Genomic DNA, 23,973 nt, shown 5'->3' on the forward strand with positions numbered 1-23,973 from the left:
ACGATGTCCGCACATGCAGCACAGCCGATCACCGCCCAGACGGGGCCCGACGGACATATCAGCGTCATGCTGGTCGATGACAGTATTGTTGTGCGTTCGATCGTCGAGCGCATCATAGAATCGGATGCAGGTTTGCATATCGTGGCCTCGGTAGCCACTGCACCGGAGGCGCTGGCGATTCTGGAGCGGGAAAGGGTGGATGTCATCCTGCTCGATCTGGAAATGCCTGCGATGCACGGTCTCGAGGCCTTGCCTCTGTTACTGGCAAAGCAATCCGATACGCGCATCATCATCCTCTCGGCAAATTGCGAGGACGGTGGCACGGCAGCGGTTGAGGCATTGTCACTGGGTGCGGCAGACACATTGCTGAAGCCAGGCCGGGGCACATTCGCCGGGCGCTTTGGCGTGACGCTGATCGAGCGGATACGGGCCCTTTCAGAGCGTGGTCCGGTTGGAGCTATCAGTGAGGAGAAGGCGCCGCTTCGCCACTGTTCGGTCCCTGACTCTGTGCCATCGCGAAGTATCGGCGCTGTGGGCATCGGGGCATCGACCGGCGGCATCATGGCAATCAACCAGTTCCTTGCTAGCCTGCCGCGCTGGTTCGAAGCACCCCTGTTCATCACACAGCATCTGCCAGCCGGATTTATCAGCTATTTTGCCGAGCAGCTGCAAAGGGCAAATGAACGCGCAATAAGGGTTGCGGCCGACGGAATGGCGGTCGAGGCCGGCCATGTCTATGTTGCACCCGGCGATGGGCATTTGCGCGTGGTTGGAACGACAACCGGAACCCGGATCATTATTGATCGCGCAGCAATGCCTTCAGGCGCCACACCTTCGGTTGACCCGATGCTGGCTTCGCTGGCCGACGCCTATGGCCCGCAACTATGTGGTGTCATGTTATCAGGGATGGGGCGTGACGGGTTGGAGGGAGCACGCCGGCTGTGCGCGCATGGCGGGATCATGCTGGCACAGACAATGAGCAGCAGTGTTGTTTGGGGTATGCCGGGCGCTGTGGTGCGCGAGGGGCTGGCGCAAGGACAAGGCGATCCGGCCGAACTGGCCCGTTTGATTGGCCGCATCGTTCGGGGATTGCATCGATGACTGTTCGCAATCCGTCTGATCAGGCTGCGGAACGGATCCTTGCTGCCTTGCTGGAGGCACGGGCTGGCCATGCCCTGTCGCCGGAACGGATGTGGCGGATTGAAACCGTATTGCACCCTATCTTGCGCGAGCGGGGATATCCTTCGCTCGAAGCGTTGGTGGTGGCTCTTGCATCAGAGGCGGACCGCAATCTGGTTGACCAGGTGGTCGATGCATTGATCAATCACGAAACATATTTCTTTCGTGATCACGCCCAGTTCCTCGACATCGAACGGGTTGCTCTGGAATGCCTCAGGGAAAGACGGACGCGTCATCGCACATTGTCGGTCTGGTCGGTCGGATGCAGCACCGGGCAGGAGCCCTATTCACTCGCCATGGCCCTTGCCGAACGGCCTGAGCATTGGGCCGGTTGGGACATCAACATATTGGCCACAGACATCAGTCCATCAGTGATCCGGACGGCCCGGGCCGGGCGTTACAGTCATTTCGAGATCCAGCGCGGCCTCCCCACGCGGCTGATGCTGCGCTGGTTCGAACCCGATGGTTCCGACTGGTTGTTGCGGGGTGATATCCGCGACAGAGTCCGTTTTGCCGAACACAACCTGTTGTCCGATACACTGCCGCCGGGTCCGTTTGATCTCATCCTGTGCCGGAACATGTTATTCTATCTGACCCCGGAGCATCGCAGTCGTGCCGTGACACGGCTGGCCGCGGCTTTGGCGCCTGATGGCCTTTTTATGCTTGGCGCGTTTGAAACCATGTTGACACAGGGGGCGGCATTTGCGCCCGATCCTGAAGCGCGCGGATTTTACCGCTTGTCTGCCGCCGAAGCGAGACCGCAGGGCAGATTGCAGGCGCGCTGACACTCGGCGCTTGCCTGTGCCGGTGCCGGGTGGCATGCCGGCTCTGAGGAGCGGCGCCGCCGCATCGGAGGCATTGCACACTATGGTGGGACAGCGATGAGCAGGATGATCGAGCGCTGGTCGCCCAATTTCGACGAACGCACCTCTCCGATCTCCATGATCGTGTTGCACTATACCGGTATGCCTGATGGACCTTCGGCAATCGACTGGCTTGCAAATCCCGAAAGCCGGGTTTCGTCCCATTATGTTGTCAGCGAGGACGGAACCGTCACCTATATGGTGCCGGAGGACAAGCGCGCCTGGCACGCCGGGCGCAGCTATTGGCGCGGTGTGGTCGACATCAACTCGGCGAGCATCGGCATCGAGATCGTCAATCCGGGGCATGAATTTGGGTATCGGCCCTTTCCCGACGAGCAGATCGACAGCGTGATCCGTCTGGTCCATGGCATCAAGGACCGGTACCAGATCACGCGCGGAAACATCGTCGGCCATTCCGACATTGCGCCGCAGCGCAAGCAGGACCCGGGAGAATTGTTTCCCTGGAACAAGCTCGCGCGGCTCCGGCTGGCCCTGCCTCGCCCGACACGCAACCTCACGGATCCGCTATGGTCGGATGCCGGGTTTCTGCTAGCCCTCGAACGCTTTGGCTATGACGTGTCCGACAAGCTGGCGGCCGTCGTGGCGTTTCAGCGGCGGTTCCGGCCCGAACTGGTAGACGGCACGATCGACGGCGAGTGCCGGGCGATCCTGCTGGCGCTGCTCTTGCCACAGCCACAGGGGGATTGACCGTGCATCATGAGGGCAGCTGTCTATGTGGCGAAGTCCGTGTGCGTGTGGACGGCGAACTTGGGCCTCCCGATGCATGCCACTGTAGCCAGTGCCGCAAATGGTCGGGTCACGTCTGGGCATCGACCGATGTGCTGCGCGAACAGGTGGCATTGGAGGGCGAAGAGCATCTCCGCTGGTTCCAGTCATCCGAAAAGGTGAGGCGGGGATTTTGTTCCCGCTGCGGCTCGTCCCTGTTGTGGGACGTCGAGGGCAGGTCGCGGCTGGCGATCGCGATGGGTGTGTTTGATACGCCGACCGGTGCGCGCTTGCACGCGCATATCTTCACCGCCGACAAGGGCGACTATTATCCGCTGGATGAGGGAATCCCGCAGGAGTGATCCGGCGATTTGCGCTTGGCAAGACGATAGCCTAAAGCGGTTGGGCCAGAGGGCCGGGCGGCCGCGGGTGCAGTGATGCGCGCGAGGAAAGTCCGGGCTCCGCATAACCACGGTGCCGGATAACGTCCGGCGGGGGCAACCCCAGGGACAGTGCCACAGAGAAGAGACCGCCTATGGCCGTCGTCCGGGCAACCGGATACGCGGTCAGGCAAGGGTGAAACGGTGCGGCAAGAGCGCACCGCGCGACTGGCAACAGAAGCGGCACGGCAAACCCCACCGGGAGCAAGACCGAATAGGGATGGCGCGAACGCTGGCGAAAGTTGGGGTTCAGGGTGTGGTTGTCACCCAGTCGTCCGGGTTGGTTGCTTGAGCCCGTCGGCAACGGCGGGCCTAGAGGAATGGTCGCCCAGTCGCAGCGATGTGATGGACAGAACCCGGCTTACAGGCCCTCTGGCACCTTTTATCCAAACGTTGCCAGCCATGGCTGGCAATCCCTCCTTGCCCGAAGTAAGGGGAGGTCATGGTGCGACAGACCCGAAGTGATAATTGGGGTTTTCCCAGCTGGCGAGGCTATGGCAAGTCACGCGAGACGGTAAAGGTGCGGATCTGTGACCGGCATGGTTGCACGGCGCCCGGCATTTGCCCGGCACCGAAATCACCCAACAGCCCCGAACGCTGGATGTTCTGTCAGGACCATGCGGCAGAATATAACCGGGGCTGGGATTATTTCGAGGGACTGTCCGCCGAAGAAGCCGCCGAGCGCGAGCGGCAGGAGAGGGCGACTGCTGCCGGTTATACCACGTCCAAGCATCAGCAATGGGCGGTTCGTGGTGATGAAGGTCGGAGCGCCGATGAAATGCGGGCGCTCGATGTGTTCGACCTTGCGCCGGATTGCTCGTTTGAGGATGTTCGCAAGGCATGGCGGGCGCTGGCCAAGGAAACGCACCCCGACGTGTGTCCCAATGATCCCGCTGCCGCCAAGCGGTTCCACGCCGGACAAACGGCGTTTGAGGTGCTGCGACAGGCCGAGGAGCGGCGCAGCTGGAAGGGTTGAACAAGGTCGCCCGATGGCAGCACATTGTTGCCCGTGTCTTGCCGCAATTGCCCGTGAAGAAGGCCCCCGAGTATGGGGGGATGAAAATGGTCAGAATGGCTTTGGCGGGGTTGGTGCTGTGCGGGTTGCTGGTTCAGCCGGTGCAGGCGCAAATGCATCCGCTCAATGGCGCAACAACCGTAACCGCTCGCGGAGCAGAGGTGCGTGCCACGCTGCGGCTTGCACTTGGCAGCCGGGCGCAAGTGCGACGAGATCGGCAGCCGATTCGCCTTGAGCTGATGGCCGGGCCCAATATGCGTGTCGCCGACGGCGCGCCGATCGGCAGGACAGCCGTGCTGGGTGGTGACGGCGTCCGGTTCAGCTTTTCGCCCGGCCATTCGGCTGAAGTTGCGCTAGCCGGCGTCCCCGTTTTCACTCGCTATGCCAATGCCCGGGTTGCCGCTGCAGAGAATGCAGAGCAGGGAGGCGGGGTCAACGGATGGGCAATCGCCGGCGGGGCCGTCCTGATTGGACTGGGCGTCGCCTTTCTGGCGTTGGAAGACGCGATCGATTGCAATGAGAATGGCGATTATGTTTGCGAATGACGCCGGCATCGATTGACGCGCGATTGGAGCCTTTCAGGCGTAGCGATTGGCTGTTTCGCGGATCAGGGCGATCATGTTGGGGATACCTTGCGTCCGGTTGGACGACAATTGCCTGGTCAGATCAAAGGGCGCCAGTTCCGCTGCAATGTCGGTTGCCAATATGGCGGCTGGCTCGCGATCCTGCACTGCGATCAGTACGAGTGCGATGATGCCTTTGGTAATGGCGGCGTTGCTGTCTGCCAGAAAATGGAGCCGGCCATTGTCGTTGCGGACCGGATAGACCCAAACCGATGCCGAACATCCGCGCACGAGTGTGGCATCGGTCTTCAGCGCATCGGGCATGGGTTCAAGGCTACGGCCGAGATCTATCAACAGTCGATAGCGATCATCAGCGTCGAGGAAATCATATTCCTCTGCGATTTCAGAGAGAGTCGTGGCGGTCATGCCGGGCCTATAGCCGCTGCGCTCCCCTTACGTCACCCCCGCCGCTGATGGGCGGCGGGCACGTCACCGGGTTTAGAGATCGACTCCTGCGGCAATGGCTTCGAGTTTGCGCAGCCGCTCCCGAAGATCGGCAATCTCTATGCGGCTGGCGGTGTCCTGGCTGCTTCCAGAGGCGTCGCCCCGCACGTGGCCGGCACCAGCATGTTCAATCTCGAACCGTTTGAGATTGACCCAGTCACGCCAGCCATTGAGCGCCACAAGGCTCATGACGGCAACTGACAGAAAGCCGAGCGAAGCCGATGTCAGATAGAGCATCTGGTCAGTCATCATGCATCTCCCTTGGGAAAATCCGCGCGCGGTGCATCGGGCAGGGCGCGCAGGGCATCAATTTCATCGGCAATAGCGGTGCCGCGATCGGTGAGAATACGTTCCAATACCCGTACCCGATGTTCGAGTCGTTCGACATGGGCCGCATATTGCGCTGATTTTTCAGCGGTCAGTTCCGACTGCCTTTCGAGCTGTCGCTCCTTGAGATCGATCCAGCGTTTCCAGGCGGCGAACAGCATACCAAAAATCGGAATCGACAGGGCCAGGATCGGGATGAAAAGCGGGCTCATGCAGGCGTCCTCATATTGGCGTTCAATTGGCAGGACCGCGAAGGGCCTCGATCTCCGCTGCGAGATGGACCCCGCGATCGGTGACGATGCGCTCGACATTGGCGAGACGATCCTTGATTGAACCGAGCTCAGCGCGAAGCTGCGCATTTTCCTGGGTCAGCAACTTGATCCGCTCGCCCTCGTCGTTGCGCATCGGGTAGAGGGACTGACCCCAAGCGCCATCGAGCGGGTAGCCATTTTTCACCCGGAGCCAGGTGGTGAACACCCACCCCACCAGTCCGATAACGCCCAAGATGGCGATGGTTGGTGCCATGGCTTCAAAAAATGCCAGCTTGTCCATTGCAACTCTCTCTTTCACCCGAAGTGCGGCTTGGTCAGCGCAGATTCTCGATTTCCTCGGCGAGGCGGGTCGACTTGTCCGTGGCGATACGCTCCAGCACAGCGACGCGTTCCTCGATCCGCAGCAGCTTGCCCTTCAATTCGGCATTCTCCTGGCTCAACAGGTCGATCTGGCGGTTATCGGGCAGGCTTGGCCTTTCAGTCTTGCCGCCCCATTCGTCTTCCAGCGGATAGCCATGACGGGCGCGTATCCAGTTGTTTACCAGCCAGCCGACAGTGCAGAGCAGCACGATGGCAACAACCATTGAAGGTCCTTCAAACATGGGTCTGGTCTCCTGTGACTGAGTGATCAGCGAAGGCTGTCGATTTCGTCGGCCAACCGCTTGTTCCGGCTGGTGTAAAACAGTTCGATGTCGGCAAGGCGACGGTCAATGTCGCGGAAACTGGCGCGGACATCACGGGTCGATCGGGCAGGGTTGGCGCGGACACCCTGCCAGAAACGCTGCTCTTCCGGACCTGCATAGAGGTCACGTGGCTTGGGTTGGGCAAACCAGCCGGCGCAGACATAGGCTATCAACGTCCAGGGAAATCCGCCCATCAGGGTGAGCAGCACCATCGCTACACGAACCCAGACCGTATCGATGCCGGTATAGTCCGCGATACCCGAGCAAACGCCCATCCATTTGGCATTCTGCTTGTCGAGATAGAATTGGGTGCGGCGTGCAGACATCTCAGTTGCTCCTGTCTTTGCGATAGTCGAGCCGCGGTTCATCATCGCGTTCGGATCTGATGGCCGGGCGCCAGTCGGGATTGTCGGCGGCAACGATCCGCTCAACGGTGTGCATGCGGTCTTCGAGGCGACGGGCGAGATCATAGAGATCCTCTAGCAGCCGTTCATCCTCTACCGGCAGCGTCGCGGCACTCTTCCATTTCGTGACATAATGGAGGATCAGCCAAGGCAGGCCGACAAACAGCATGCCAACGACCATGACGGGTCCGAGTACATCTTCCATGGGATCAGCCCTCCCGCTTGGCGGCAGCAGCTTTCATGGCCGCCAGTTCTTCTTCGATTGAATCCTCAGCGCGCAGATCGGCGAACTCGTCCTCGAGCGTGCGCGGTTGGCCGAGGTTCAGGGCGTCGGCGCGGCCTTCCGCGTCATCAACCCGGCGTTCCAGATCGTCGAACCTGGAAAAGGCTTCCTGCACGCGCTCACCATTGGTCAGCTCACGCAAGCGGATCTTGTTCTCCGCTGATTCCAGACGGTTGGAGATGCTGGTCTGTCGCGTGCGCGCTTCCCGCAGCTTGGCCTGCAATTTGGTGATGTCATCCTCATACCCGCGCAAGGCTTCGTCGAGCACAGCGATTTCGCCTGTCAACCGTTCCGCCATCTCACTGGCTTTGCGCTTTTCACCCAATGCTGCTTTGGCCAGATCCTCACGGCCCTTGGACAAGGCCAGTTCGGCCTTTTCATGCCAATTGTCCTGGAGTGCTTCGAGCTTGGAGATGTGCCGACGCATTTCCTTCTGGTCGGCGATGGTCCGGGCGGCGGACGCGCGCACCTCGACCAGCGTTTCCTCCATTTCGAAAATGATCATGCGGATCATCTTGGCCGGATCTTCCGAACGGTCGAGAAGATCGGTCACATTGGCGGCAACGATGTCACGGGTTCGTGAAAAGATGCCCATGATTTTTTCTCCTTTTGGCCCGCGGGGGGCTTGCGACGCTGTCTGTATCGGGAAAGGGCGGGAAGGAACGGGTGGAAAAAAGTGGTGCCGGGGCAGGGCAAGGGGGGGGAAGTGCCCCGGCACCACATCGGCCAGGCGGGTCATGCCAGGCCGGCTTTTACTCCGACAGCCACCAGGAGGGCAGCCGAAGGAGCGGGAAGGTCGGGCCGAAAGGACTGGTTCATGCCCAACACCAGCGGGATCAGCAGCATCACGGCAGCGATGCTTGCCTGTGTTGCACGAAGGGTGGTGGCGGTCATGGTCATCATCCTCATCGGAATATGTCGTTCGAAACATGTATCGCAGGAACTGTGCCAATTTCGCGAAATCCCGAAAATCTGCGGTTTCGATGAAAGTGTGACGGCTGAGTGGGAAATTTCGCTTGCCTTTGGTTGGGAAATTTCACCATCTATTGGGATGCAACGCGAAACTCGCTTCGTCGGCCAATCCAGCGCCTTTCTCGACAGTGTCGAACGGGCAACCTCTGCCGCTCTGCTGCACCGTCCCGTTTTGGTGATTGGTGAGCGAGGCACGGGCAAGGAATTGATTGCCGAGCGTTTGCATCGCCACAGCAACCGCTGGTCCGGACCGCTGGTCACGATGAACTGTGCAGCGCTACCCGAAACACTCATTGAGGCTGAGCTTTTCGGCCATGAAGCCGGTGCCTTTACCGGTGCCACGCGCGCGCGACCCGGCCGCTTTGAAGAGGCTGACGGCGGTACTTTGTTTCTTGACGAACTGGCCACCCTGTCGACCGCTGCACAGGAGCGGCTGTTGCGGGCTGTGGAGTATGGCGAAGTCACGCGGATAGGATCGTCAAAGCCGCTGCGGGTGGATTGCCGGATCGTGGCGGCGACCAACGAACATTTGCCGGACTTGGTCGCACGAGGGAAATTTCGTGCCGATTTGCTCGATCGCCTGTCGTTTGAAGTGATAACCTTGCCGCCGTTGCGGGCCCGCGAGGGAGATATTGCCGTGCTGGCTGAGCATTTTGGCCAGCGGATGGCAGCCGAACTCGGGTGGAGCATGTGGCCCGGTTGGGGTCCGCAGGCATCTGCATTGCTCGAAGCGCATGACTGGCCGGGCAATGTGCGGGAATTGCGCAATGTGGTCGAGCGGGCGGTCTATCGCTGGCCGGCACCGGACAAGCCGGTCAATGAGATCACATTTGACCCCTTTGCCAGCCCCTGGGCGCCGCAGGGCAGCGGATCGCGAAAGGTCACCGGAGACGGAAATGCATCGCCGGATGCCAAAATCGTGCCCAATCCATCGGCCTCGCCTTTGTGCTCTGATTTGAAGGCAACAGTTGACGCTTATGAGAAGTCGCTGATTGAAGCGGCCTTCGCGCGTTGTCGCTACAACCAGAGGGCAACGGCCACGGCGCTCGGTCTGACCTATGACCAGCTTCGCCATGCGATGAAGAAGCACGGGATCGGCGCCTGAGCCTCAACAAAAAAGGCGCCCTGATCGTTCGACCAAGGCGCCTTCTTCAGCGTCAAGGGATGATCAGCCGTGGTTCGCGGCAATCATCGCGAAGAACATCGGGATCGAGAGCAGCGTGTTGGTGCGGCTGAAGATCATCGCCCGCGTTGCGGAAGCGGCTTTTGTCGCGTCATCGGCTTCGACGAGGCCAAGGGCCTTTTTCTGTGCCGGCCAGATGATGAACCAAACGTTGAAAGCCATGATCAGCGCAATCCACATGCCGATGCCGATCAGGCGGTAGTTGGGATCGGTCAGGGTGAACGCCTGATGGGCGTAATTCCCATGAATGGCGATAGCCAAGCCGGTGAGGACTGTGAACGCCGCACCCCAGCGGAAGAAGAACAGCGCCTTGGGAGCGATGTATTTCGATACGCCCGGTTTCAGTTCGGCAGGCACGCTAGGCATGGTGGGGATCTGTACGAAATTGAAATAATAGAGGAGACCGATCCAGACCACCCCGAAAAAGAGGTGTAACCAGCGCAAAACGCTCGTCACCATTTCGCCATTGCCGCCGACCAAGGCGATCAGCGCTATGGCGGCGACCAGGCCGACGCCGAGCACCGCGTGAAGATTTCCGAAGAATTTTGTCATGCGAATCCCCTGATGTTGCGAAGGCAAGGCGCGACGCAAGTCCCGGTTGCCCCGTGTAATTCCTGCAAAGGGCTTATGGCACTGCCCGGCACAGGGGGCAAGCGGTTGCGCGGGTTGCCGTCACAGTCATCAACGGGCGAGACCGAGAGACGGATTGCCGGTCAGGTTACCGATCCCCGAGGTTGAGGCCGTGGCGCATGAGGAGCGGCACCTGGCTCATCGCAAAGAGGAACGAGACGGCGGTGATGCCCCAAGTCTTTATGGTAAGCCATTGATCAAACGAAAAAAAGGCGCGCATCCCTTCGTTGGCGATAGCCATGGCGAGGAAGAAAAGTCCCCAATTACGAGACAGCTTCAGCCACCCCTCCTGGGAGAGGCCGTCATAAGCGGCCTGCAGCAGATATTTGAGCAAAGGCTTGCCACGCATCCAGCCACCAAGCAGCAGCAGGGCGAAGCCGGCATAGATGATCGTCGGCTTGATCTGGATGAAAGCGGCATCATGGAAATAGATGGTCAGCGCGCCAAAGCCGAGCACGAGAATGGCCGACAGCCACAGCATCGGCGAAACCTTCTTGAGTTTCCATTGGGAGACCAGCAAGGCGATGATGATGGCGATCATGAAGGCGATCGTGCCCTTGATCGCACCACCAGTGGCCGCAAAGGCGCCTTCACCCTTGGTAAGCTGGAACACCGCGAAAAACACCAGCAGCGGACCGAAATCGATAACGAAGGGCAGCCATGACGGGTGCGCCGGCTTGGCAGCCTCTGGCGGGCCACCAGCGACTTCGACTGCATCCTGCGGCATTTCCTCGCTCATTTCATTCGTCCTGCAATGGCATCGGCAAGTTGGCGGGGGTCAAACGGGCGGAGATCGTCAATGGTCTCACCGACTCCGATGGCATGCACTGGCAAGCCGAACTTTTCGGCCGCTGCCACCAGCACACCGCCGCGCGCGGTCCCATCCAGCTTGGTCATGACGAGGCCGGTTATACCAGCCAGTTCGCGGAAGGTTTCAATCTGGGTCAGTGCGTTCTGGCCGGTGGTGGCGTCCAGCACCAGCACGACATCATGCGGTGAAGCGGCATTGAGCCGACCCAGCACCCGCTTGATCTTGGCGAGTTCGTCCATCAATTCACGCTTGTTGTGCAGCCGACCGGCGGTGTCGACGATGAGGACGTCGATCCCTTCGGCAGTGGCCCGCTTGACCGCATCATAGACCAGCCCGGCAGCGTCGCCGCCTTCAGGTCCGGTCACGATGGGCACGCCGATGCGGTCCGCCCAGATTTTGAGCTGGCCGATGGCGGCGGCGCGGAACGTGTCCCCTGCTGCCAGCATCACGCCATAATCCTGTTCAACAAAATTATGGGCAAGCTTGGCAATGGTTGTTGTCTTGCCCGATCCGTTGACGCCAACCACCAGAATGACTTGCGGACGGGGAAAAGCGACAATGTCGAGCGGTTTGGCCACCGGGGCCAGCACCTTTTCGATTTCGTCCGCAATCAGGGCCCGCAAGGCGGTTTCATCGCCCGGGGTGTCCAGTTTTTCGTCGGCAAGCCTGGACCGGATGCGCGCCGCCATGGCCGGGCCCAGGTCGGAAACGATCAGGGCATCCTCGATCCGGTCGAGGGTCGCGTTATCCAGCTTTCCACCGGAGAATAATCCGCCCAGATTTTCACTGAGCCGTTCTGACGTGCGCTTCAGGCCTCCAAAGAGGCGGTCCTGCCATGTCGTTGCGGCAGATTGAGGGAGGTCATCGGTCATGCCGCCTCCTTGCCGATCAGGCCGCGTTCGTCCAGTCCGATGATGGTTACCGCGCATATCGACCCGGCAGCCGCCGGTGCGTTCAGGCGAACGCGGGCAAAATTGTCGAGATGTCCGCTCATCCCGTCCCTTTCAACCAGCATCCTCTGCCGGGTGCCAACAAGGCTGCTGAGCCAGCCATTGCGATGGGTGCTGCCGACCAGTCTCAGGGCCGTTGCCCTTGCCTTTACCGTGGTACGGGACAGTTGGGGCATACGGGCTGCCGGTGTGCCTTCCCGCGGGCTGTAGGGAAAGATGTGGGAAAAGACGATGTCGCAGGCGTCGATCAGGCTTTCATTGGCCAGGGCGGCGCTCTCGTCCTCGGTTGGGAATCCCGCAATCAAATCGGCGCCGATGGCAATTTCTGGCCGGGCCGATTTGAGCCGTTCAACCATGGCGATAGCCTGAGCGCGGCTATGCCGCCGTTTCATCCGCTTGAGCATCAGATCATCGCCATGCTGCAGCGACAGGTGCACATGAGGCATCATGCGCGGTTCATCAGTGAGCAGCTCAAACAGGGCATCGTCAATCTCGGCGACGTCGATCGAGCCTAGGCGGAGGCGATGTACAGCCGGGACCGCATCGAGCAAGGTCCGGATCAGACTGGCCAACGTTGGCGTGCCCGGCAGATCATGACCGTAGCTGGTAAGGTCAACCCCAGTCAGAACCAGCTCGGCATGTCCGCCGCCTGTCAAACGGCGGGCGGCAGCAATAGCGTGATCTATGTTGACGGAGCGCGAAGGGCCGCGGCCATAGGGAATGACGCAAAATGTGCAGCGATGATCGCAACCGTTCTGCACCTCGAGAAAGCCGCGCGCATGATCGGCGAACGCAGGGATGAGTTGGGGTGCTGTCCGTGTCAGCGCCATGGCGTCGCCGACAATGATGCGATGCATAACATTTGCGTCAAAGCGGTAATGGATGGGATCGAATTTTTCGGCATTGCCAAGCACCCGATCAACCTCGGGCATGGCTGCGAAACGGGCCGGATCGACCTGGGCGGCGCAGCCAGTAACGATGATGCGGGCATCAGGTTGTTCGCGTCGCGCGCGACGGACGGCGGCTGAAGCATCCCGCATGGCGCCCGAGGTGACAGCACAGCCATTGACGACAACGAGCTGGTCTACCGCGCCTGATCCTAAAGATGCCAGAGAGGTGCGGATAGCCTCGCTTTCGGCAATGTTGAGGCGGCAGCCGAAACTTTTGATGGTGAGGGCCGGACCGGACTTATTGTCGAGATTCATTCGAAGCGGGCCCAGTCGGTTGTGCCACGGAACACCTCCACCGCTGGCCCTTGCATGACCAGGCTGCCATCCGCCCGCTGATCGATGATCAGTTCACCGCCCGGCAGGCTTACCGTCACCGGACCGGTCACGCGGCGTGACCGTAAAGCGGCGGCCGCTGTCGCAATGGCGCCAGTGCCGCAAGCGCGAGTAAGCCCGACTCCCCTTTCCCAGACACGCAGCCGGATGGCTGATGGACCGGTAACAGTCGCCACATTGACGTTGATCCGTTCGGGGAACAGCGCATCATGCTCAATCAGGGGGCCCAGCCGATCCAATTCGACCGAGTCACAATCGGGCACGAAGAAGATGATGTGAGGATTGCCAACATTGATTGCGATGGGGCCGGACAAGTCATCCCACGAGACTGGCATGGCCAGCGTATCTATCGGGTAGGCCAGTGGAATGGCATCCCAGTCAAAGGCGGGCGGAGGAAAGTCGATGCTGATCAGGCCACCCGACAGGTCTGCACAAAGCAGGCCGCCTGACGTTTCAATACGCGGAGACCCTCCGACCAGGCGGGCGACACAGCGGGTCGCATTGCCGCAGGATTCAACTTCTGACCCATCCGCGTTCCAGATGCGCATGCGGACATCGGCGACAGTTGAGGGCTCGACCAGGATCAGCTGGTCGCAGCCGATCCCTTCGTGGCGGTCAGCAATGGCGCGGGCGCTTTCAGCCGTGATGGTGACCGGCGTCTGACGGGCATCAATCACGACAAAGTCGTTGCCCAGCCCGTGCATCTTGATGAATTCGCCAATCATGGGGCGCAAATAAGCGTGCAACGCATACATGTCCATGACCGGCGGGTCTCGCCCCGTTCGCCATGCACTGGTCAGGCAGAGTGGCGGTGGCCTGAGTGATCCAGTTCGGGGAAAAGGTTGGGAGCGACTTCAGTGTGGCGCTGTTGCACCATCTCGGCTGTCAACGCCCCGCCAAAATAGTGACCCTGACCGATCGCGCATGAAAGTTCGCTCAACCGGCGAGCCGTGTCATCGCATTCGATACCCTCGGCAACGACCGGAAGTCCAAGCGATTTGCCGAGCTGCAGCACGGCTTCGGCGACCGAGTCAGGGGCTTGGTGCTTAGACATTTGGGCAATGAACTCACGATCGATCTTGACACTGTCGAATGGCAGTGCGCGCAGGCTGGCGATCGAGGAATAGCCGGTGCCGAAATCGTCAAGCGCCATACGGATACCTTGATTGCGCAGACTGGTGAAAATGGTCTGGGCCATCGGCAGATTATCAACAATGGCGCTTTCGGTGATCTCAAGAATCAGCCGCTGCGCGGGAAAGCCCGTTTCCGCCAGCAGCTTCAGAAGCTTTTGCGCGAACCAAGGGTCACGCAGCTGCAATGGGGATACATTGATGGAAAGGCTCAGGTCTGCCGGCCACAGGATGGCATCAGCAAAGGCGCGACGGAACATCTGATCCGACAGGGCGGAAATCAGCCCCTTTTCCTCGGCCACGGGAATGAAGTCAGAGGGTGGCACAATGCCCAGACTGGACGAGTGCCAACGCGCCAGCATTTCATACCCAACCGGTTCTCCACTCGCCAAGTCTATCAGCGGTTCATAGACTGGATACAGGGCATTGCTCGCCAGCGCGAGGCGCAACTCTCCCTCGATCCTGTCGCGTTTGGCGAGCGCTTCGCCCATGCTGGCATCAAAGCCGGTATAGCGGCTGCGGCCTAGGCGCTTTGACTGGTACATTGCCGCATCGGCATTGCGAAGTAATTGTTCTATGGTGATCGAGGGATTGTCGGCGAGAGCCCCCCCGAGCGAGCTGCTGGTCGATGCGGCGAGGGCTTCAATCTGCACCGGATCAGTAAGGAAGCTGACGAGAGCTTCCCCCAGCTTGTGGAGTGCCTCATGATCTTCCGTTGGCAACGGAAGAAGAACGGCAAATTCATCGCCGCCAAGGCGGGCACACAGCGCGCTGGGCGGGCAGGCCCTGGCTATGCGGTTGGCCGTTTCCTTGAGAAGCCGATCGCCACCGGCATGGCCATAGAGATCGTTGATGCTTTTGAAGGAGTCGAGGTCGATCACCAAGGCGGCAACGGAATGACCTGCAGCGCGCCACTCAGCGAGGCGGGCGCTGCCGATCTCATCCAGCGCTCGTCGGTTCAGAAAGCCGGTAAGTGCATCATACTGGGCGAGTTCAAGAGCCTTGGCTTCGGCAAGCGTGCGGCGGACGACTTCGGAACGAAGGTCTCGATATCGGCGCCAGCCGAACAGGATGAGGGCAATATTGAGTAACAGGGTGCCAGCCACCGCGGACTGTGACTGGCCTACCATGTTTGTGAAGCCGAGTATTGAGCGCAGCCACGCTGTCCCTGTGCCGACCAGCAACAGGATGGCGGCAAGGGTGATCCCGCCGACCAAAAAGTCGTGGCCGACGCTGTTCATGACCTGCCGGGTGGCGGTCTTGGTAAGGGTCGGGTCTGTCGAGAGGCTCAAGTGCAGGGCCTTTAATGATTGATGCCGCTGGTTTAGAACTGCTTTGGTAACTTTGTGGTTAATGGCTCTTTGGCTTGCCTATCGGCCATAGCGACGCTAAGGGACGTCCAGTTTCGGGGCGGGCCAATCGGCCGCGCCGGACCTATCACCACGCTGGTCGGCGAGTTTTCGCCCACCGGCGTTTTTCGCGTTCACCTGCGCTGCTCCGATTCGGGCGTGCCGGGACAAGACAGGAATGGCCATGTTCGATAGTTTGAGCGAACGCCTCGGCGACGTCTTTACCCGGCTAAAGGGTCGCGGCGCGCTGAATGAGAATGACGTTCGCGAAGCGATGCGTGAGGTGCGGGTTGCGCTGCTGGAGGCAGATGTGGCCTTGCCGGTGGTGCGCAGTTTCATCGACCAGGTGACCGAACTGGCTATCGGTCAGAATGTCCTGAAGTCGATCACACCTGGTCAGCAGGTTATCAAGATCGTTTCCGATGCGCTGACCGAAATGCTCGGATCAACCACGTCTGACCTCGTGATTGATGTGGTGCCCCCGGCCGTTATCATGATGGTCGGACTGCAGGGCTCCGGTAAAACCACGACAACGGCCAAACTGGCCAAGCGACTGAAGGAAAAGGATCGCAAGAAGGTCCTGATGGCGTCGCTCGACGTCAATCGCCCGGCGGCTCAGGAACAGTTGGCAACGCTCGGCACACAGGTTGATGTGGCGACATTGCCTATCGTGCCAGGCCAGCAGCCGGCGGAAATCGCCCGACGGGCGATGCAGGCCGCCAAGCTGCAGGGCTTTGACGTGTTGATGCTCGACACGGCAGGTCGTCTCCACGTTGACCAGCAGCTCATGGACGAGATGCGCGCGGTCGAGGCAGAGGCCAAGCCGGCGGAAACCTTGCTGGTAGTGGACTCGCTGACCGGTCAGGATGCGGTGCAGGTGGCGCAGCGCTTCTCTGATGATATTGCCCTGACTGGTGTTGTGCTGACCCGGATGGACGGCGATGCGCGCGGTGGTGCGGCGCTTTCGATGCGTGCCGTTACCGGAAAGCCGATCAAGTTCGCTGGCACCGGCGAAAAGATGGACGCCATCGAACCCTTCCATCCGGAGCGGGTCGCTGGACGCATCCTTGGCATGGGCGATGTCGTCAGCCTGGTCGAGCGGGCGGCGGAAACGATCCAGCAGGATGAGGCTGAGAAGATTGCGGCGCGGGTTGCCAAGGGGCAGTTCGACCTCAATGATCTGCGTGCGCAGTTGGGCCAGATGCGCCGCATGGGCGGCATTGGCGCTATTGCGGGGATGATACCCGGCCTGAAAAAGGCGCAAGCGCAAATGGCGCAGGGTGGCATGGATGAACGTATCCTGTTGCGCATGGACGCGATTATCTCATCGATGACGGCCACCGAGCGGGCGCGGCCGGCGATCATCAACGCCAAGCGCAAGATCCGCATCGCCAAGGGGTCGGGCACGCAGGTGCAGGACGTCAACAAGCTCCTCAAGATGCATCAGGAAATGGAAGGCGCCATGAAGCGCCTGAAGAAGATGGGTGGATTGAAGGGGCTGGGCGCTATGTTTGGTCGCGGCGGCGCTGGTGGCATGGGCGGTCTTGGCGGCCTGATGGGTGGCGGCGGCGGCATGGGGGCCATTCCGCCGGACATCCAGAATTTGCTCAGGAAGAAATGAGTTTGGCCTGGTCCCGCTGAAGCGGGGGAGGGCGGATTGCACAGTAACATAGATAGACGAACAGACAGAAAGAAGGATTATAACAATGGCAGTCAGCATTCGCCTTTCGCGCGGTGGTTCCAAGAAGCGCCCTTATTACAAGATCGTCGTTGCCGATGCGCGCAGCCCGCGTGACGGCCGCTTCATCGAGCGTATCGGCAGCTACAATCCGCTGCTGGCGAAGGACAATCCCGAGCGCGTCAAGCTTGACGTCGAGCGCGCCAAGCATTGGGTAGAAGTCGGCGCCCAGCCGACCGACCGTGTCGCTCGCTTCCTCGACGCCGCTGGCGTGAAGGAGCGCGCCGCGCGTAACAACCCGAACAAGGCTGAGCCGGGCAAGAAGGCCAAGGATCGCGCCGAAGAGCGTGCTGCCAAGGCTGCTGAAGCGGCTGAAGCCGCTGCTGCCGCCGCCGCCGCTCCGGCGGTCGAAGAAGCACCGGCTGCTGAAGAAGCCGTCGCAGAAGCCCCTGCCGCTGAAGCGACCGAAGAGCAGGCCGAAGGCTGAGCCTCGCCATGCGCAACCCCGACCGCCCGGTGATGCTCGCCGTGATTACCGGCGCGCATGCCCTGGGCGGCGAGGTGCGGCTGAAACTGTTCGGCGAGGGCGCCGACGCATTGAAGCGCTACAAGAGCTTCAACGGCGGCACCCTTGTCCTGTCATCCATCCGTCCCGACAAGGGCGGGGCGATTGCCCGGTTCAAGGAAATCGCCGATCGCAGCGCGGCTGAAAAGGCCCGGGGAACCGAACTCACCATCCCGCGCAGCGCCCTGCCTCCCCTGGCTGAGGGCGAATATTATCACCACGACCTGATCGGACTGCCAGCTGTCGCTACGGATGGCACAGTGCTCGGCGAAGTGGTGCAGGTGGACAATTTCGGCGCCGCGGACATTCTCGATATCCAACGCCGACCGCAGATTGATGGCAAGGCGGGGAAGCGCTTCATGGTGCCGATGACTGTCCAGGCTGTGCCGGAATGGAATGACGAACGGCTGGTGATCGCAGATGAATTTGTCGAGCCGGAATAGCCGATCCCCGCTAAGCAGCCTGGCTGTTTGACCCTGCTACCGCAATTGTATATACAGAACGTATATACGGAGGGCGGCATGGGCAAGGAATATCGCGCCAAGGTGTTCAAGTCTGGCAATTCGTTGGCGTTGCGGTTGCCCAAGGATCTGGGGCTCAAGGAGGGATCGATCATGGTGTTGCGCGAGCAGGCCACGGGATTCGTCGTCGAGCCTGAGGACCGGTCCCAGCGGAAGATCGACATCAGCGGCTTTGCCGGAAAGGCACCATGGCTGAAGCCAATTCCTGCTGAATTGCGTGAATTTGAGGAACGACCGACTACTGTCGCGGCCCGTGAGGCAGAGGCGCAAAAGGCGAAAGAGCGACGTCAGCCGTGATCCGTTACATGCTTGATGCAAATTGCGCCATTTATGCCATGATTGATGCGTCGTGCGCGATCAGCCAACGCATCGCTGGATTGTCTCCGGGGGACATCGTCATGTCGGCGGTCAGCTTCTCGGAAGTGGCGCTGGGGACTCAAAATCAGCGACCGCCTCCGCCCGAGGTTCTTGATGCCTTTGTCGAGGCGGTGCCGATCCTTCCCTTTGATGAGGCTGCCGCTCGGGTATATGCAAGGCTTCCGTTCAAACATGCGCACTTTGACCGGTTGCTGGCCGCCCATGCGCTGAGCCTCGGGGCGATTGTCGTGACCACCAATGAAGCCGACCTTGCTGATGTGCCGGGGTTGGTGGTTGAGAATTGGGCTGTTTAATGCTGTCACCACTTTGCGACCCGGATAACGCGACCTTTTGGCTCTATATGGCCATGGCCGTCTTCGCTGCGCTGGTAGTGGGTTTCGGCTATGGACGCTGGGCTGGATCTCGAGTTCGCGGCGGCGGATTGATCAGTGCGCAGTCTTGGTTGATCTTGATGCTTTCGATCGCATTTCCCTTTGCCGCCACGCTGTTGGCGGCACTCATCTATGATGCGCTGTTTCCAAGTGTTGATCATTGCGGAACGACGGATCGTCACGTGCTTCCAATTCTAATGACATTGGCGACATTTCCGAGCATCTGGTTTGCTGCTGTGGTAGGCAGTCGACGTAAAGCGCTATGACCTTCATCACCCACATCCTCACCCTGTACCCGGACATGTTTCCGGGGCCCTTGGGGCACAGCATGGCAGGGCGCGCGCTGGAGCGGGGGCTGTGGTCCTGCGCCGCGACCAACATTCGCGACTTTGCCACTGATAAGCATCGCACGGTGGATGACACTCCGGCGGGTGGCGGGGCGGGGATGGTATTGCGCGCTGATGTGCTGGCGGCGGCGCTGGACGGGGTGGTGCGCAACGTAGACCGGTCCGTTTGTCTTGAGCCCGTCGAAGGGTGGTCCTTATCTGAAACCGAAGAGAGCAAGAGCGGTCCTTCGACAAGCTCAGGACGAACGGATTCTGGGGACGGGGAGAATCAGCCCCTCCCCGTTCTCGCCATGACGCCGCGTGGCAAACCCATCACGCAGCAGCGCATCCGCGAGTTGGCCGCTGGCCCCGGAGTGATCATCCTCTGCGGGCGGTTTGAGGGGTTTGACGAGCGGCTATTCGAGGGGCGGCCCGCGATCGAGCAGGTCAGCATGGGCGACATTATCCTTTCCGGCGGGGAGATGGGCGCGCTGATGCTGCTTGATGCTTGCATTCGGCTGCTTCCCGGCGTAATGGGCGCGGCTTCTAGCGGGGATGAGGAGTCGTTTGAAAACGGTCTCCTCGAATATCCCCACTATACCCGACCCCAAGAATGGGAAGGGCGCACGATCCCTGAAGTGCTGCGATCGGGGGATCATGCGAAGATCGCCGCCTGGCGGAAACAAAGGGCGGAGATGGACACACGGTTACGCAGACCGGACCTTTGGGAGCGCCATGTCGGCGCTCGGGACCAGTCTGCCTCTGGCGCGCGGCGTGAGACAGAGGAAGAGGCATGAACCTCCTGCAACAGATCGAGGCCGAAGAAGTCGCCAAGGCGATGGAAGGCAAGACCATTCCCGATTTCCGTCCGGGTGACACGCTGCGCGTCGGCGTGAAGGTCGTTGAAGGTGAGCGCACCCGCGTGCAGAACTATGAAGGCGTCTGCATCGCCCGCTCGAACAAGAGCATCGGTTCGAACTTCACCGTTCGCAAGATTTCGTTCGGCGAAGGCGTGGAACGCGTGTTCCCGCTGTACAGCCCGAACATCGACAGCATCACCGTCGTCCGCAAGGGCGCCGTGCGTCGCGCCAAACTCTATTATTTGCGCGGTCGCCGCGGCAAGTCGGCGCGTATCGCTGAACGTCGCGACAATCGTCAGGACGCTGAATAAGCGCCGGTCGGGCAAGCTGTGCTTGTCCGGACAACAGCAGAAACGCTTTTGTGAAAGGGACCGGTTGCTCCAAGGGGCGACCGGTCCTTTTGCCATATAACCATTTGCCATTGCCGACCGCCTGAACGGTCGCACAAGCAGGGAATTTCGCCATGGGTTATCGGGTTGCAGTTGCAGGCGCCACCGGCAATGTCGGCCGCGAGATGATCAATATCCTCGCCGAGCGGGCCTTCCCGATAGATGAACTGGCGGCACTGGCCTCGTCCCGTTCGGTGGGTGAGGTGATCGATTTGGCCGACACCGGCAAGACGGTGAAGGTACAGAACATCGAGCATTTCGATCCCACCGGCTGGGACATCGCCCTGTTCGCCATCGGTTCGGAAGCGACCAAGATTTATGCGCCCAAATTTGCGCTGGCTGGCTGCGTGGTAATCGACAACAGCTCCCTGTACCGCATGGATCCGGATGTGCCGCTGATCGTGCCGGAAGTGAACCCGGATGCCATTGATGGCTATACCCGGCGCAACATCATCGCCAACCCCAACTGCTCGACCGCGCAGATGGTGGTGGCGCTCAAGCCGCTGCATGATGCTGCGACAATCAAGCGCGTTGTGGTCTCGACCTACCAATCGGTGTCAGGCGCCGGCAAGGCGGGCATGGATGAGCTGTTCAACCAGACACGGCAGATTTTCGTTGGCGACGAAAAGGACGTCAGCAAGTTCACCAAGCAGATCGCCTTCAACGTCATCCCGCACATCGACAGCTTCCTCGACGACGGCTCGACCAAGGAAGAATGGAAGATGGTGGTCGAGACCAAGAAGATCCTCGATCCCAAGATCAAGGTGCATGCCACCTGCGTGCGCGTGCCGGTGTTTGTCGGCCACTCGGAATCGATCAACATCGAAATGGAGCGCGAACTGGGGGCCGAGGAAGCGCAGGCGATCCTGCGCGAAGCACCGGGCATCATGCTCGTCGACAAGCGTGAGGATGGCGGTTACGCAACGCCGATCGAAGCGGCAGGCGATGACGCGACCTATGTCAGTCGCGTGCGTGAGGACCCGACGGTGGACAATGGTCTGGCGCTGTGGTGCGTCAGCGACAATCTGCGCAAGGGCGCGGCATTGAACGCCGTCCAGATCGCTGAACTGCTCGGGCGGCGACATCTGAAAAAGGGCTGAGAAGGGGGGTGTCCGCGCTTGGCCTTTCGCGCTTTCAATTGACTGCCTTGGCGATTTTGGCCCTGCTGGTTATGCTCGTCAATATTCGGCAGCCATTCCCGAGCGTGGCGCCTTTGCATCATGTCCCGACGGTTGCTGTGATTCTCTGCGCACCGTGGTGGCTGCGACGCTGGCCGCTCGGCAATGTGGCACTGGTTTGCCTGTTGGGCTTTTTCGCACTGCACAGCTTTGGTGCACGATGGACCTATAGCAGCGTTCCCTATGACGCATGGTTCAGGACCTTGGTTGGTACTGATTCCTCACATTTGTTCGGTTGGACGCGCAATCACTATGACCGCCTCGTACACTTTGCCTTTGGCGGATTGATGATGATGCCCGTGATGGAATGGCTGCGTCCGGTCTTGCCGGGGCTGTCAAGCAGGGTTCGATGTGTCGCAACGGTCGTTACCCTGCTGTCCGCAAGCGCGGTTTATGAATTATTCGAGGGGCTGCTCGCCCTTGCGGTGCCAGCAGACCTTGCAGAGGACTATAATGGGCAACAGGGTGACCCTTGGGATGCACACAAGGACATGGCGCTCGCATTGGCTGGTTCATTGCTGGTCGCTGCGGGATTGAGATGGAACCGCCCGGTCCTTAGTCACTGATCGGCGGGGGCTTGCCGATCATTTTGGGCTCCTTGGCGAGGAAAATCAGCGGGACACACAGGGCCACCAGCCAAGTCAGCAACCAGAAATCATCGAGATAGGCGATCATCGCCGCTTGCTGTGTCACCATGGCATTGAGTGCGGTCAATGCACCATCCCCGACAGGGCCCAACCGATCGATGCTCGACAGGTCAACGCCCGGCGTGTTGAACGGTGTGAGGGCGGTGCCAATGTCGGCATGGCTTTGCTGCATGTTGCGGTAGAGCAGGGTGGTGATGAGCGAGATTGAGGCGCTGGCGCCGATCGACCGGAACAGGTTGAGCAGGCCGGCGCCGTCGGTGCGATAGGCCGGCGGCAGAGTCGCGAAGGCGATGACGTTGAGCGGCATAAAGCACAGACCTGTTCCCAGCCCTTGTATAAGGCCGACAATGACAAAGGGCTCCCACCCCATTTCTATGGTCCAGCCGGTCGACATCCACAGCGAGTATGCGCAAATGGCGAAGCCGATGGCGATCAACCAGCGCGGGCCGATGACCGTGACGAGGCGAGAGGCAATGAACATTGAAATCAGCACACCAACACCGCGTGGCGCGAGGATCAGGCCCGTGTCGAGCACACTATAACCGTAGATCCCCTGCAGCATCGGGGGCAGCAGGGCGGATATCGCTATCATCACCATGCCCATGATGAGCATGTAGACGAGGGCGGTCAGAAAATTGGTGTTCGTGACAAGACCGCGAGGAAATATGGGATTTTTGGCGGTGAACAGATACACGCCAAACATCCACAACGCCGCTACCGCGATGAACAGTTCGACAATGACTTCGGTTGATTCCAGCCAGTCTTCGGTTTGACCGCGGTCGAGCATCAACTGAAGCGAGGCAAGGCCAATGGCAAAAAGCAGATAGCCGACATAATCCAGCCTGCGGCGCGTGATAGGACGCGACGGCAACAGCCACCACAACATCAGCAGTGTTGGAATGCCGATGGGTATATTGATGTAGAACACCCATCGCCAGCTATAGCTTTCGGTCAACCATCCGCCAATCATCGGTCCGCTGATCGGGCCAATCATGACGCCCATGCCCCAAATGGCCATGGCCTTTGCCTGTTGTGACGGCCGATTGATGTCGAGCATGATGGTCTGGCTGATCGGGCCGATGAAGGCGGCGCAGACACCCTGGAATATACGGAACAGCACCATTTCCGTGAGGTTTTGGGCAATGCCGCAAAGCATCGAAGCGACCAGGAAACCAAACACTGCCCAGAGAAAGAGATTGCGGGAGCCGACGCGGTCGGAAAGCCAGCCGGTTATCGGTGTCGCGACAGCCGAGGCTATGATGAAGCTGGTAAGCACCCAGGTGACCGATTCCGACGTGGCCCCAAGGCTGGTTTGCATGTGCGGAATCGCGACATTGGCGATCGTGGAATCGAGAAACTGGATGATCGAGGCGCCCATCACGGCCACCATCAACAGACCGCGATGCTTGACCGGCAAGGCCGCAACATCGGTATCGGGCACTGCCGCCGCGGGAACGGTGTTCCGTTCAGGCTGGCCCGCAACCGATGCCATC

33 protein-coding genes and 1 other RNA gene are annotated in these 23,973 nt (G+C 60.3%); 18 read left to right on the forward strand and 16 right to left on the reverse strand.

What is annotated here, in order from left to right; translation table 11 throughout:
• Positions 1–3: 3 nt before the first annotated feature.
• From GV829_RS11415 to GV829_RS11445, 7 genes are all read left to right on the forward strand, one after another.
• On the forward strand, positions 4–1,101 hold the full coding sequence (locus tag GV829_RS11415; protein WP_169946777.1) for a chemotaxis protein CheB: 1,098 nt from the start codon (positions 4–6) through the stop codon (positions 1,099–1,101).
• Positions 1,098–1,964 (forward strand): CheR family methyltransferase, encoded by an 867-nt coding sequence (locus GV829_RS11420; protein ID WP_246202850.1) that lies wholly within the window; start codon positions 1,098–1,100, stop codon positions 1,962–1,964. Before GV829_RS11415 ends, GV829_RS11420 begins: the two co-directional genes overlap by 4 nt.
• Before the next feature lie 96 nt (positions 1,965–2,060).
• Positions 2,061–2,750, forward strand: coding sequence for an N-acetylmuramoyl-L-alanine amidase (locus GV829_RS11425; RefSeq protein WP_169946779.1), 690 nt, complete (start codon positions 2,061–2,063; stop codon positions 2,748–2,750).
• A gap of 2 nt (positions 2,751–2,752) precedes the next feature.
• Positions 2,753–3,130, forward strand: a complete 378-nt coding sequence (locus GV829_RS11430; protein ID WP_212612178.1) for a GFA family protein — start codon at positions 2,753–2,755, stop codon at positions 3,128–3,130.
• A 45-nt stretch (positions 3,131–3,175) separates the two neighbouring features.
• An RNA gene (gene rnpB, locus GV829_RS11435) (RNase P RNA component class A) lies at positions 3,176–3,588 on the forward strand.
• 62 nt (positions 3,589–3,650) lie between these two features.
• Positions 3,651–4,184 (forward strand): J domain-containing protein, encoded by a 534-nt coding sequence (locus GV829_RS11440; protein WP_169946783.1) that lies wholly within the window; start codon positions 3,651–3,653, stop codon positions 4,182–4,184.
• An 86-nt stretch (positions 4,185–4,270) separates the two neighbouring features.
• Positions 4,271–4,768 carry a hypothetical protein gene (locus GV829_RS11445; protein ID WP_169946785.1) on the forward strand — a complete coding sequence of 166 codons (498 nt, stop codon included), beginning with the start codon at positions 4,271–4,273 and terminating at the stop codon, positions 4,766–4,768.
• A 33-nt stretch (positions 4,769–4,801) separates the two neighbouring features.
• Here the strand turns inward: GV829_RS11445 and GV829_RS11450 are convergent, their stop codons facing one another.
• From GV829_RS11450 to GV829_RS11490, 9 genes are all read right to left on the reverse strand, one after another.
• The gene (locus GV829_RS11450) at positions 4,802–5,212 is read right to left on the reverse strand and encodes a SufE family protein (protein WP_169946787.1); all 411 of its coding nucleotides are present in this window, start codon (positions 5,210–5,212) and stop codon (positions 4,802–4,804) included.
• Positions 5,213–5,284: 72 nt separating this feature from the next.
• Positions 5,285–5,542 carry a hypothetical protein gene (locus GV829_RS11455; protein ID WP_343042818.1) on the reverse strand — a complete coding sequence of 86 codons (258 nt, stop codon included), beginning with the start codon at positions 5,540–5,542 and terminating at the stop codon, positions 5,285–5,287.
• Positions 5,539–5,829 carry a hypothetical protein gene (locus GV829_RS11460; protein ID WP_169946789.1) on the reverse strand — a complete coding sequence of 97 codons (291 nt, stop codon included), beginning with the start codon at positions 5,827–5,829 and terminating at the stop codon, positions 5,539–5,541. Before GV829_RS11460 ends, GV829_RS11455 begins: the two co-directional genes overlap by 4 nt.
• Positions 5,830–5,851: 22 nt before the next feature.
• Complete coding sequence (locus tag GV829_RS11465) at positions 5,852–6,169, reverse strand: hypothetical protein (protein ID WP_169946791.1); 318 nt, start codon at positions 6,167–6,169, stop codon at positions 5,852–5,854.
• 34 nt (positions 6,170–6,203) lie between these two features.
• Positions 6,204–6,491: a hypothetical protein gene (locus GV829_RS11470; RefSeq protein WP_169946793.1), complete on the reverse strand. Its 288-nt coding sequence runs from the start codon at positions 6,489–6,491 to the stop codon at positions 6,204–6,206.
• A 26-nt stretch (positions 6,492–6,517) separates the two neighbouring features.
• On the reverse strand, positions 6,518–6,898 hold the full coding sequence (pspC, locus tag GV829_RS11475) for an envelope stress response membrane protein PspC (RefSeq protein ID WP_169946794.1): 381 nt from the start codon (positions 6,896–6,898) through the stop codon (positions 6,518–6,520).
• A 1-nt stretch (position 6,899) separates the two neighbouring features.
• Positions 6,900–7,181: an envelope stress response membrane protein PspB gene (gene pspB / locus GV829_RS11480; RefSeq protein ID WP_169946796.1), complete on the reverse strand. Its 282-nt coding sequence runs from the start codon at positions 7,179–7,181 to the stop codon at positions 6,900–6,902.
• Between the two features lie 4 nt (positions 7,182–7,185).
• The gene (pspA, locus tag GV829_RS11485) at positions 7,186–7,854 is read right to left on the reverse strand and encodes a phage shock protein PspA (protein ID WP_169946798.1); all 669 of its coding nucleotides are present in this window, start codon (positions 7,852–7,854) and stop codon (positions 7,186–7,188) included.
• A 140-nt stretch (positions 7,855–7,994) separates the two neighbouring features.
• The gene (locus GV829_RS11490; protein ID WP_169946800.1) at positions 7,995–8,153 is read right to left on the reverse strand and encodes a hypothetical protein; all 159 of its coding nucleotides are present in this window, start codon (positions 8,151–8,153) and stop codon (positions 7,995–7,997) included.
• 157 nt (positions 8,154–8,310) lie between these two features.
• On the opposite strand from GV829_RS11490, the gene pspF reads away from it, so the two are divergent.
• Positions 8,311–9,336: a phage shock protein operon transcriptional activator gene (gene pspF, locus GV829_RS11495; protein WP_169946802.1), complete on the forward strand. Its 1,026-nt coding sequence runs from the start codon at positions 8,311–8,313 to the stop codon at positions 9,334–9,336.
• 63 nt (positions 9,337–9,399) lie between these two features.
• On the opposite strand, the gene GV829_RS11500 is transcribed toward pspF, so the two are convergent.
• The 6 genes from GV829_RS11500 to GV829_RS11525 all read right to left on the reverse strand — a co-directional run bounded on the left by GV829_RS11500 (position 9,400) and on the right by GV829_RS11525 (position 15,510).
• On the reverse strand, positions 9,400–9,966 hold the full coding sequence (locus GV829_RS11500; RefSeq protein WP_169948281.1) for a urate hydroxylase PuuD: 567 nt from the start codon (positions 9,964–9,966) through the stop codon (positions 9,400–9,402).
• 166 nt (positions 9,967–10,132) lie between these two features.
• Complete coding sequence (locus tag GV829_RS11505) at positions 10,133–10,783, reverse strand: inner membrane-spanning protein YciB (RefSeq protein WP_169946803.1); 651 nt, start codon at positions 10,781–10,783, stop codon at positions 10,133–10,135.
• Entirely contained in the window at positions 10,780–11,727 is a 948-nt protein-coding gene (gene ftsY, locus GV829_RS11510; RefSeq protein ID WP_169946805.1) for a signal recognition particle-docking protein FtsY, read from the reverse strand. Before ftsY ends, GV829_RS11505 begins: the two co-directional genes overlap by 4 nt.
• Positions 11,724–13,010: a tRNA (N(6)-L-threonylcarbamoyladenosine(37)-C(2))-methylthiotransferase MtaB gene (gene mtaB, locus GV829_RS11515; RefSeq protein WP_169946807.1), complete on the reverse strand. Its 1,287-nt coding sequence runs from the start codon at positions 13,008–13,010 to the stop codon at positions 11,724–11,726. Before mtaB ends, ftsY begins: the two co-directional genes overlap by 4 nt.
• On the reverse strand, positions 13,007–13,813 hold the full coding sequence (gene dapF, locus GV829_RS11520) for a diaminopimelate epimerase (RefSeq protein WP_169946809.1): 807 nt from the start codon (positions 13,811–13,813) through the stop codon (positions 13,007–13,009). The genes mtaB and dapF overlap by 4 nt, the downstream gene beginning before the upstream one ends.
• A 71-nt stretch (positions 13,814–13,884) precedes the next feature.
• Positions 13,885–15,510, reverse strand: a complete 1,626-nt coding sequence (locus tag GV829_RS11525) for a putative bifunctional diguanylate cyclase/phosphodiesterase (RefSeq protein WP_169946811.1) — start codon at positions 15,508–15,510, stop codon at positions 13,885–13,887.
• Between the two features lie 241 nt (positions 15,511–15,751).
• Between GV829_RS11525 and ffh the strand changes: the two genes are divergently transcribed.
• The 10 genes from ffh (at position 15,752) to GV829_RS11575 (ending at position 22,399) form a co-directional block, all read left to right on the forward strand.
• Positions 15,752–17,188 carry a signal recognition particle protein gene (gene ffh, locus GV829_RS11530; RefSeq protein WP_169946813.1) on the forward strand — a complete coding sequence of 479 codons (1,437 nt, stop codon included), beginning with the start codon at positions 15,752–15,754 and terminating at the stop codon, positions 17,186–17,188.
• An 85-nt stretch (positions 17,189–17,273) separates the two neighbouring features.
• Complete coding sequence (gene rpsP / locus GV829_RS11535) at positions 17,274–17,732, forward strand: 30S ribosomal protein S16 (protein ID WP_169946815.1); 459 nt, start codon at positions 17,274–17,276, stop codon at positions 17,730–17,732.
• Between the two features lie 8 nt (positions 17,733–17,740).
• Entirely contained in the window at positions 17,741–18,253 is a 513-nt protein-coding gene (gene rimM, locus GV829_RS11540) for a ribosome maturation factor RimM (RefSeq protein WP_169946817.1), read from the forward strand.
• A gap of 78 nt (positions 18,254–18,331) precedes the next feature.
• On the forward strand, positions 18,332–18,628 hold the full coding sequence (locus GV829_RS11545; RefSeq protein WP_169946819.1) for an AbrB/MazE/SpoVT family DNA-binding domain-containing protein: 297 nt from the start codon (positions 18,332–18,334) through the stop codon (positions 18,626–18,628).
• Positions 18,625–19,002 (forward strand): type II toxin-antitoxin system VapC family toxin, encoded by a 378-nt coding sequence (locus GV829_RS11550; RefSeq protein ID WP_246202852.1) that lies wholly within the window; start codon positions 18,625–18,627, stop codon positions 19,000–19,002. The genes GV829_RS11545 and GV829_RS11550 overlap by 4 nt, the downstream gene beginning before the upstream one ends.
• Positions 19,003–19,049: 47 nt before the next feature.
• Positions 19,050–19,346, forward strand: coding sequence for a hypothetical protein (locus tag GV829_RS11555; RefSeq protein ID WP_169946821.1), 297 nt, complete (start codon positions 19,050–19,052; stop codon positions 19,344–19,346).
• Positions 19,343–20,203 (forward strand): tRNA (guanosine(37)-N1)-methyltransferase TrmD, encoded by an 861-nt coding sequence (trmD, locus tag GV829_RS11560; protein ID WP_169946823.1) that lies wholly within the window; start codon positions 19,343–19,345, stop codon positions 20,201–20,203. The genes GV829_RS11555 and trmD overlap by 4 nt, the downstream gene beginning before the upstream one ends.
• Complete coding sequence (gene rplS / locus GV829_RS11565; protein WP_169946824.1) at positions 20,200–20,577, forward strand: 50S ribosomal protein L19; 378 nt, start codon at positions 20,200–20,202, stop codon at positions 20,575–20,577. The genes trmD and rplS overlap by 4 nt, the downstream gene beginning before the upstream one ends.
• Before the next feature lie 152 nt (positions 20,578–20,729).
• Positions 20,730–21,755: an aspartate-semialdehyde dehydrogenase gene (locus tag GV829_RS11570; protein ID WP_169946826.1), complete on the forward strand. Its 1,026-nt coding sequence runs from the start codon at positions 20,730–20,732 to the stop codon at positions 21,753–21,755.
• Between the two features lie 47 nt (positions 21,756–21,802).
• The gene (locus GV829_RS11575) at positions 21,803–22,399 is read left to right on the forward strand and encodes a DUF2238 domain-containing protein (protein WP_246202854.1); all 597 of its coding nucleotides are present in this window, start codon (positions 21,803–21,805) and stop codon (positions 22,397–22,399) included.
• Here the strand turns inward: GV829_RS11575 and GV829_RS11580 are convergent.
• On the reverse strand, positions 22,389–23,972 hold the full coding sequence (locus GV829_RS11580) for a DHA2 family efflux MFS transporter permease subunit (RefSeq protein WP_169946828.1): 1,584 nt from the start codon (positions 23,970–23,972) through the stop codon (positions 22,389–22,391). The genes GV829_RS11575 and GV829_RS11580 overlap by 11 nt on opposite strands.
• Position 23,973 lies beyond the last annotated feature (1 nt).

This window comes from Sphingomonas lacunae (genome assembly GCF_012979535.1).
Classification (GTDB): Bacteria; Pseudomonadota; Alphaproteobacteria; order Sphingomonadales; family Sphingomonadaceae; genus Sphingopyxis; species Sphingopyxis lacunae.

Bases quoted from the DNA above. Each gene is read 5' to 3' on its own strand.
- GV829_RS11455 (WP_343042818.1), bottom strand. From the start codon at position 5,542: ATGATGACTGACCAGATGCTCTATCTGACATCGGCTTCGCTCGGCTTT.
- pspC (WP_169946794.1), bottom strand. From the start codon at position 6,898: ATGTCTGCACGCCGCACCCAATTCTATCTCGACAAGCAGAATGCCAAA.
- pspF (WP_169946802.1), top strand. From the start codon at position 8,311: ATGCAACGCGAAACTCGCTTCGTCGGCCAATCCAGCGCCTTTCTCGAC.
- GV829_RS11450 (WP_169946787.1), bottom strand. From the start codon at position 5,212: ATGACCGCCACGACTCTCTCTGAAATCGCAGAGGAATATGATTTCCTC.
- GV829_RS11570 (WP_169946826.1), top strand. From the start codon at position 20,730: ATGGGTTATCGGGTTGCAGTTGCAGGCGCCACCGGCAATGTCGGCCGC.
- GV829_RS11420 (WP_246202850.1), top strand. From the start codon at position 1,098: ATGACTGTTCGCAATCCGTCTGATCAGGCTGCGGAACGGATCCTTGCT.
- pspA (WP_169946798.1), bottom strand. From the start codon at position 7,854: ATGGGCATCTTTTCACGAACCCGTGACATCGTTGCCGCCAATGTGACC.
- GV829_RS11555 (WP_169946821.1), top strand. From the start codon at position 19,050: ATGGCCATGGCCGTCTTCGCTGCGCTGGTAGTGGGTTTCGGCTATGGA.
- mtaB (WP_169946807.1), bottom strand. From the start codon at position 13,010: ATGAATCTCGACAATAAGTCCGGTCCGGCCCTCACCATCAAAAGTTTC.
- GV829_RS11445 (WP_169946785.1), top strand. From the start codon at position 4,271: ATGGTCAGAATGGCTTTGGCGGGGTTGGTGCTGTGCGGGTTGCTGGTT.
- GV829_RS11465 (WP_169946791.1), bottom strand. From the start codon at position 6,169: ATGGACAAGCTGGCATTTTTTGAAGCCATGGCACCAACCATCGCCATC.
- trmD (WP_169946823.1), top strand. From the start codon at position 19,343: ATGACCTTCATCACCCACATCCTCACCCTGTACCCGGACATGTTTCCG.
- GV829_RS11460 (WP_169946789.1), bottom strand. From the start codon at position 5,829: ATGAGCCCGCTTTTCATCCCGATCCTGGCCCTGTCGATTCCGATTTTT.
- rpsP (WP_169946815.1), top strand. From the start codon at position 17,274: ATGGCAGTCAGCATTCGCCTTTCGCGCGGTGGTTCCAAGAAGCGCCCT.
- GV829_RS11490 (WP_169946800.1), bottom strand. From the start codon at position 8,153: ATGACCGCCACCACCCTTCGTGCAACACAGGCAAGCATCGCTGCCGTG.
- GV829_RS11545 (WP_169946819.1), top strand. From the start codon at position 18,332: ATGGGCAAGGAATATCGCGCCAAGGTGTTCAAGTCTGGCAATTCGTTG.
- rimM (WP_169946817.1), top strand. From the start codon at position 17,741: ATGCGCAACCCCGACCGCCCGGTGATGCTCGCCGTGATTACCGGCGCG.
- GV829_RS11580 (WP_169946828.1), bottom strand. From the start codon at position 23,972: ATGGCATCGGTTGCGGGCCAGCCTGAACGGAACACCGTTCCCGCGGCG.
- dapF (WP_169946809.1), bottom strand. From the start codon at position 13,813: ATGATTGGCGAATTCATCAAGATGCACGGGCTGGGCAACGACTTTGTC.
- GV829_RS11415 (WP_169946777.1), top strand. From the start codon at position 4: ATGTCCGCACATGCAGCACAGCCGATCACCGCCCAGACGGGGCCCGAC.
- GV829_RS11425 (WP_169946779.1), top strand. From the start codon at position 2,061: ATGAGCAGGATGATCGAGCGCTGGTCGCCCAATTTCGACGAACGCACC.
- rplS (WP_169946824.1), top strand. From the start codon at position 20,200: ATGAACCTCCTGCAACAGATCGAGGCCGAAGAAGTCGCCAAGGCGATG.
- ffh (WP_169946813.1), top strand. From the start codon at position 15,752: ATGTTCGATAGTTTGAGCGAACGCCTCGGCGACGTCTTTACCCGGCTA.
- GV829_RS11470 (WP_169946793.1), bottom strand. From the start codon at position 6,491: ATGTTTGAAGGACCTTCAATGGTTGTTGCCATCGTGCTGCTCTGCACT.
- pspB (WP_169946796.1), bottom strand. From the start codon at position 7,181: ATGGAAGATGTACTCGGACCCGTCATGGTCGTTGGCATGCTGTTTGTC.
- GV829_RS11440 (WP_169946783.1), top strand. From the start codon at position 3,651: ATGGTGCGACAGACCCGAAGTGATAATTGGGGTTTTCCCAGCTGGCGA.
- GV829_RS11505 (WP_169946803.1), bottom strand. From the start codon at position 10,783: ATGAGCGAGGAAATGCCGCAGGATGCAGTCGAAGTCGCTGGTGGCCCG.
- ftsY (WP_169946805.1), bottom strand. From the start codon at position 11,727: ATGACCGATGACCTCCCTCAATCTGCCGCAACGACATGGCAGGACCGC.
- GV829_RS11500 (WP_169948281.1), bottom strand. From the start codon at position 9,966: ATGACAAAATTCTTCGGAAATCTTCACGCGGTGCTCGGCGTCGGCCTG.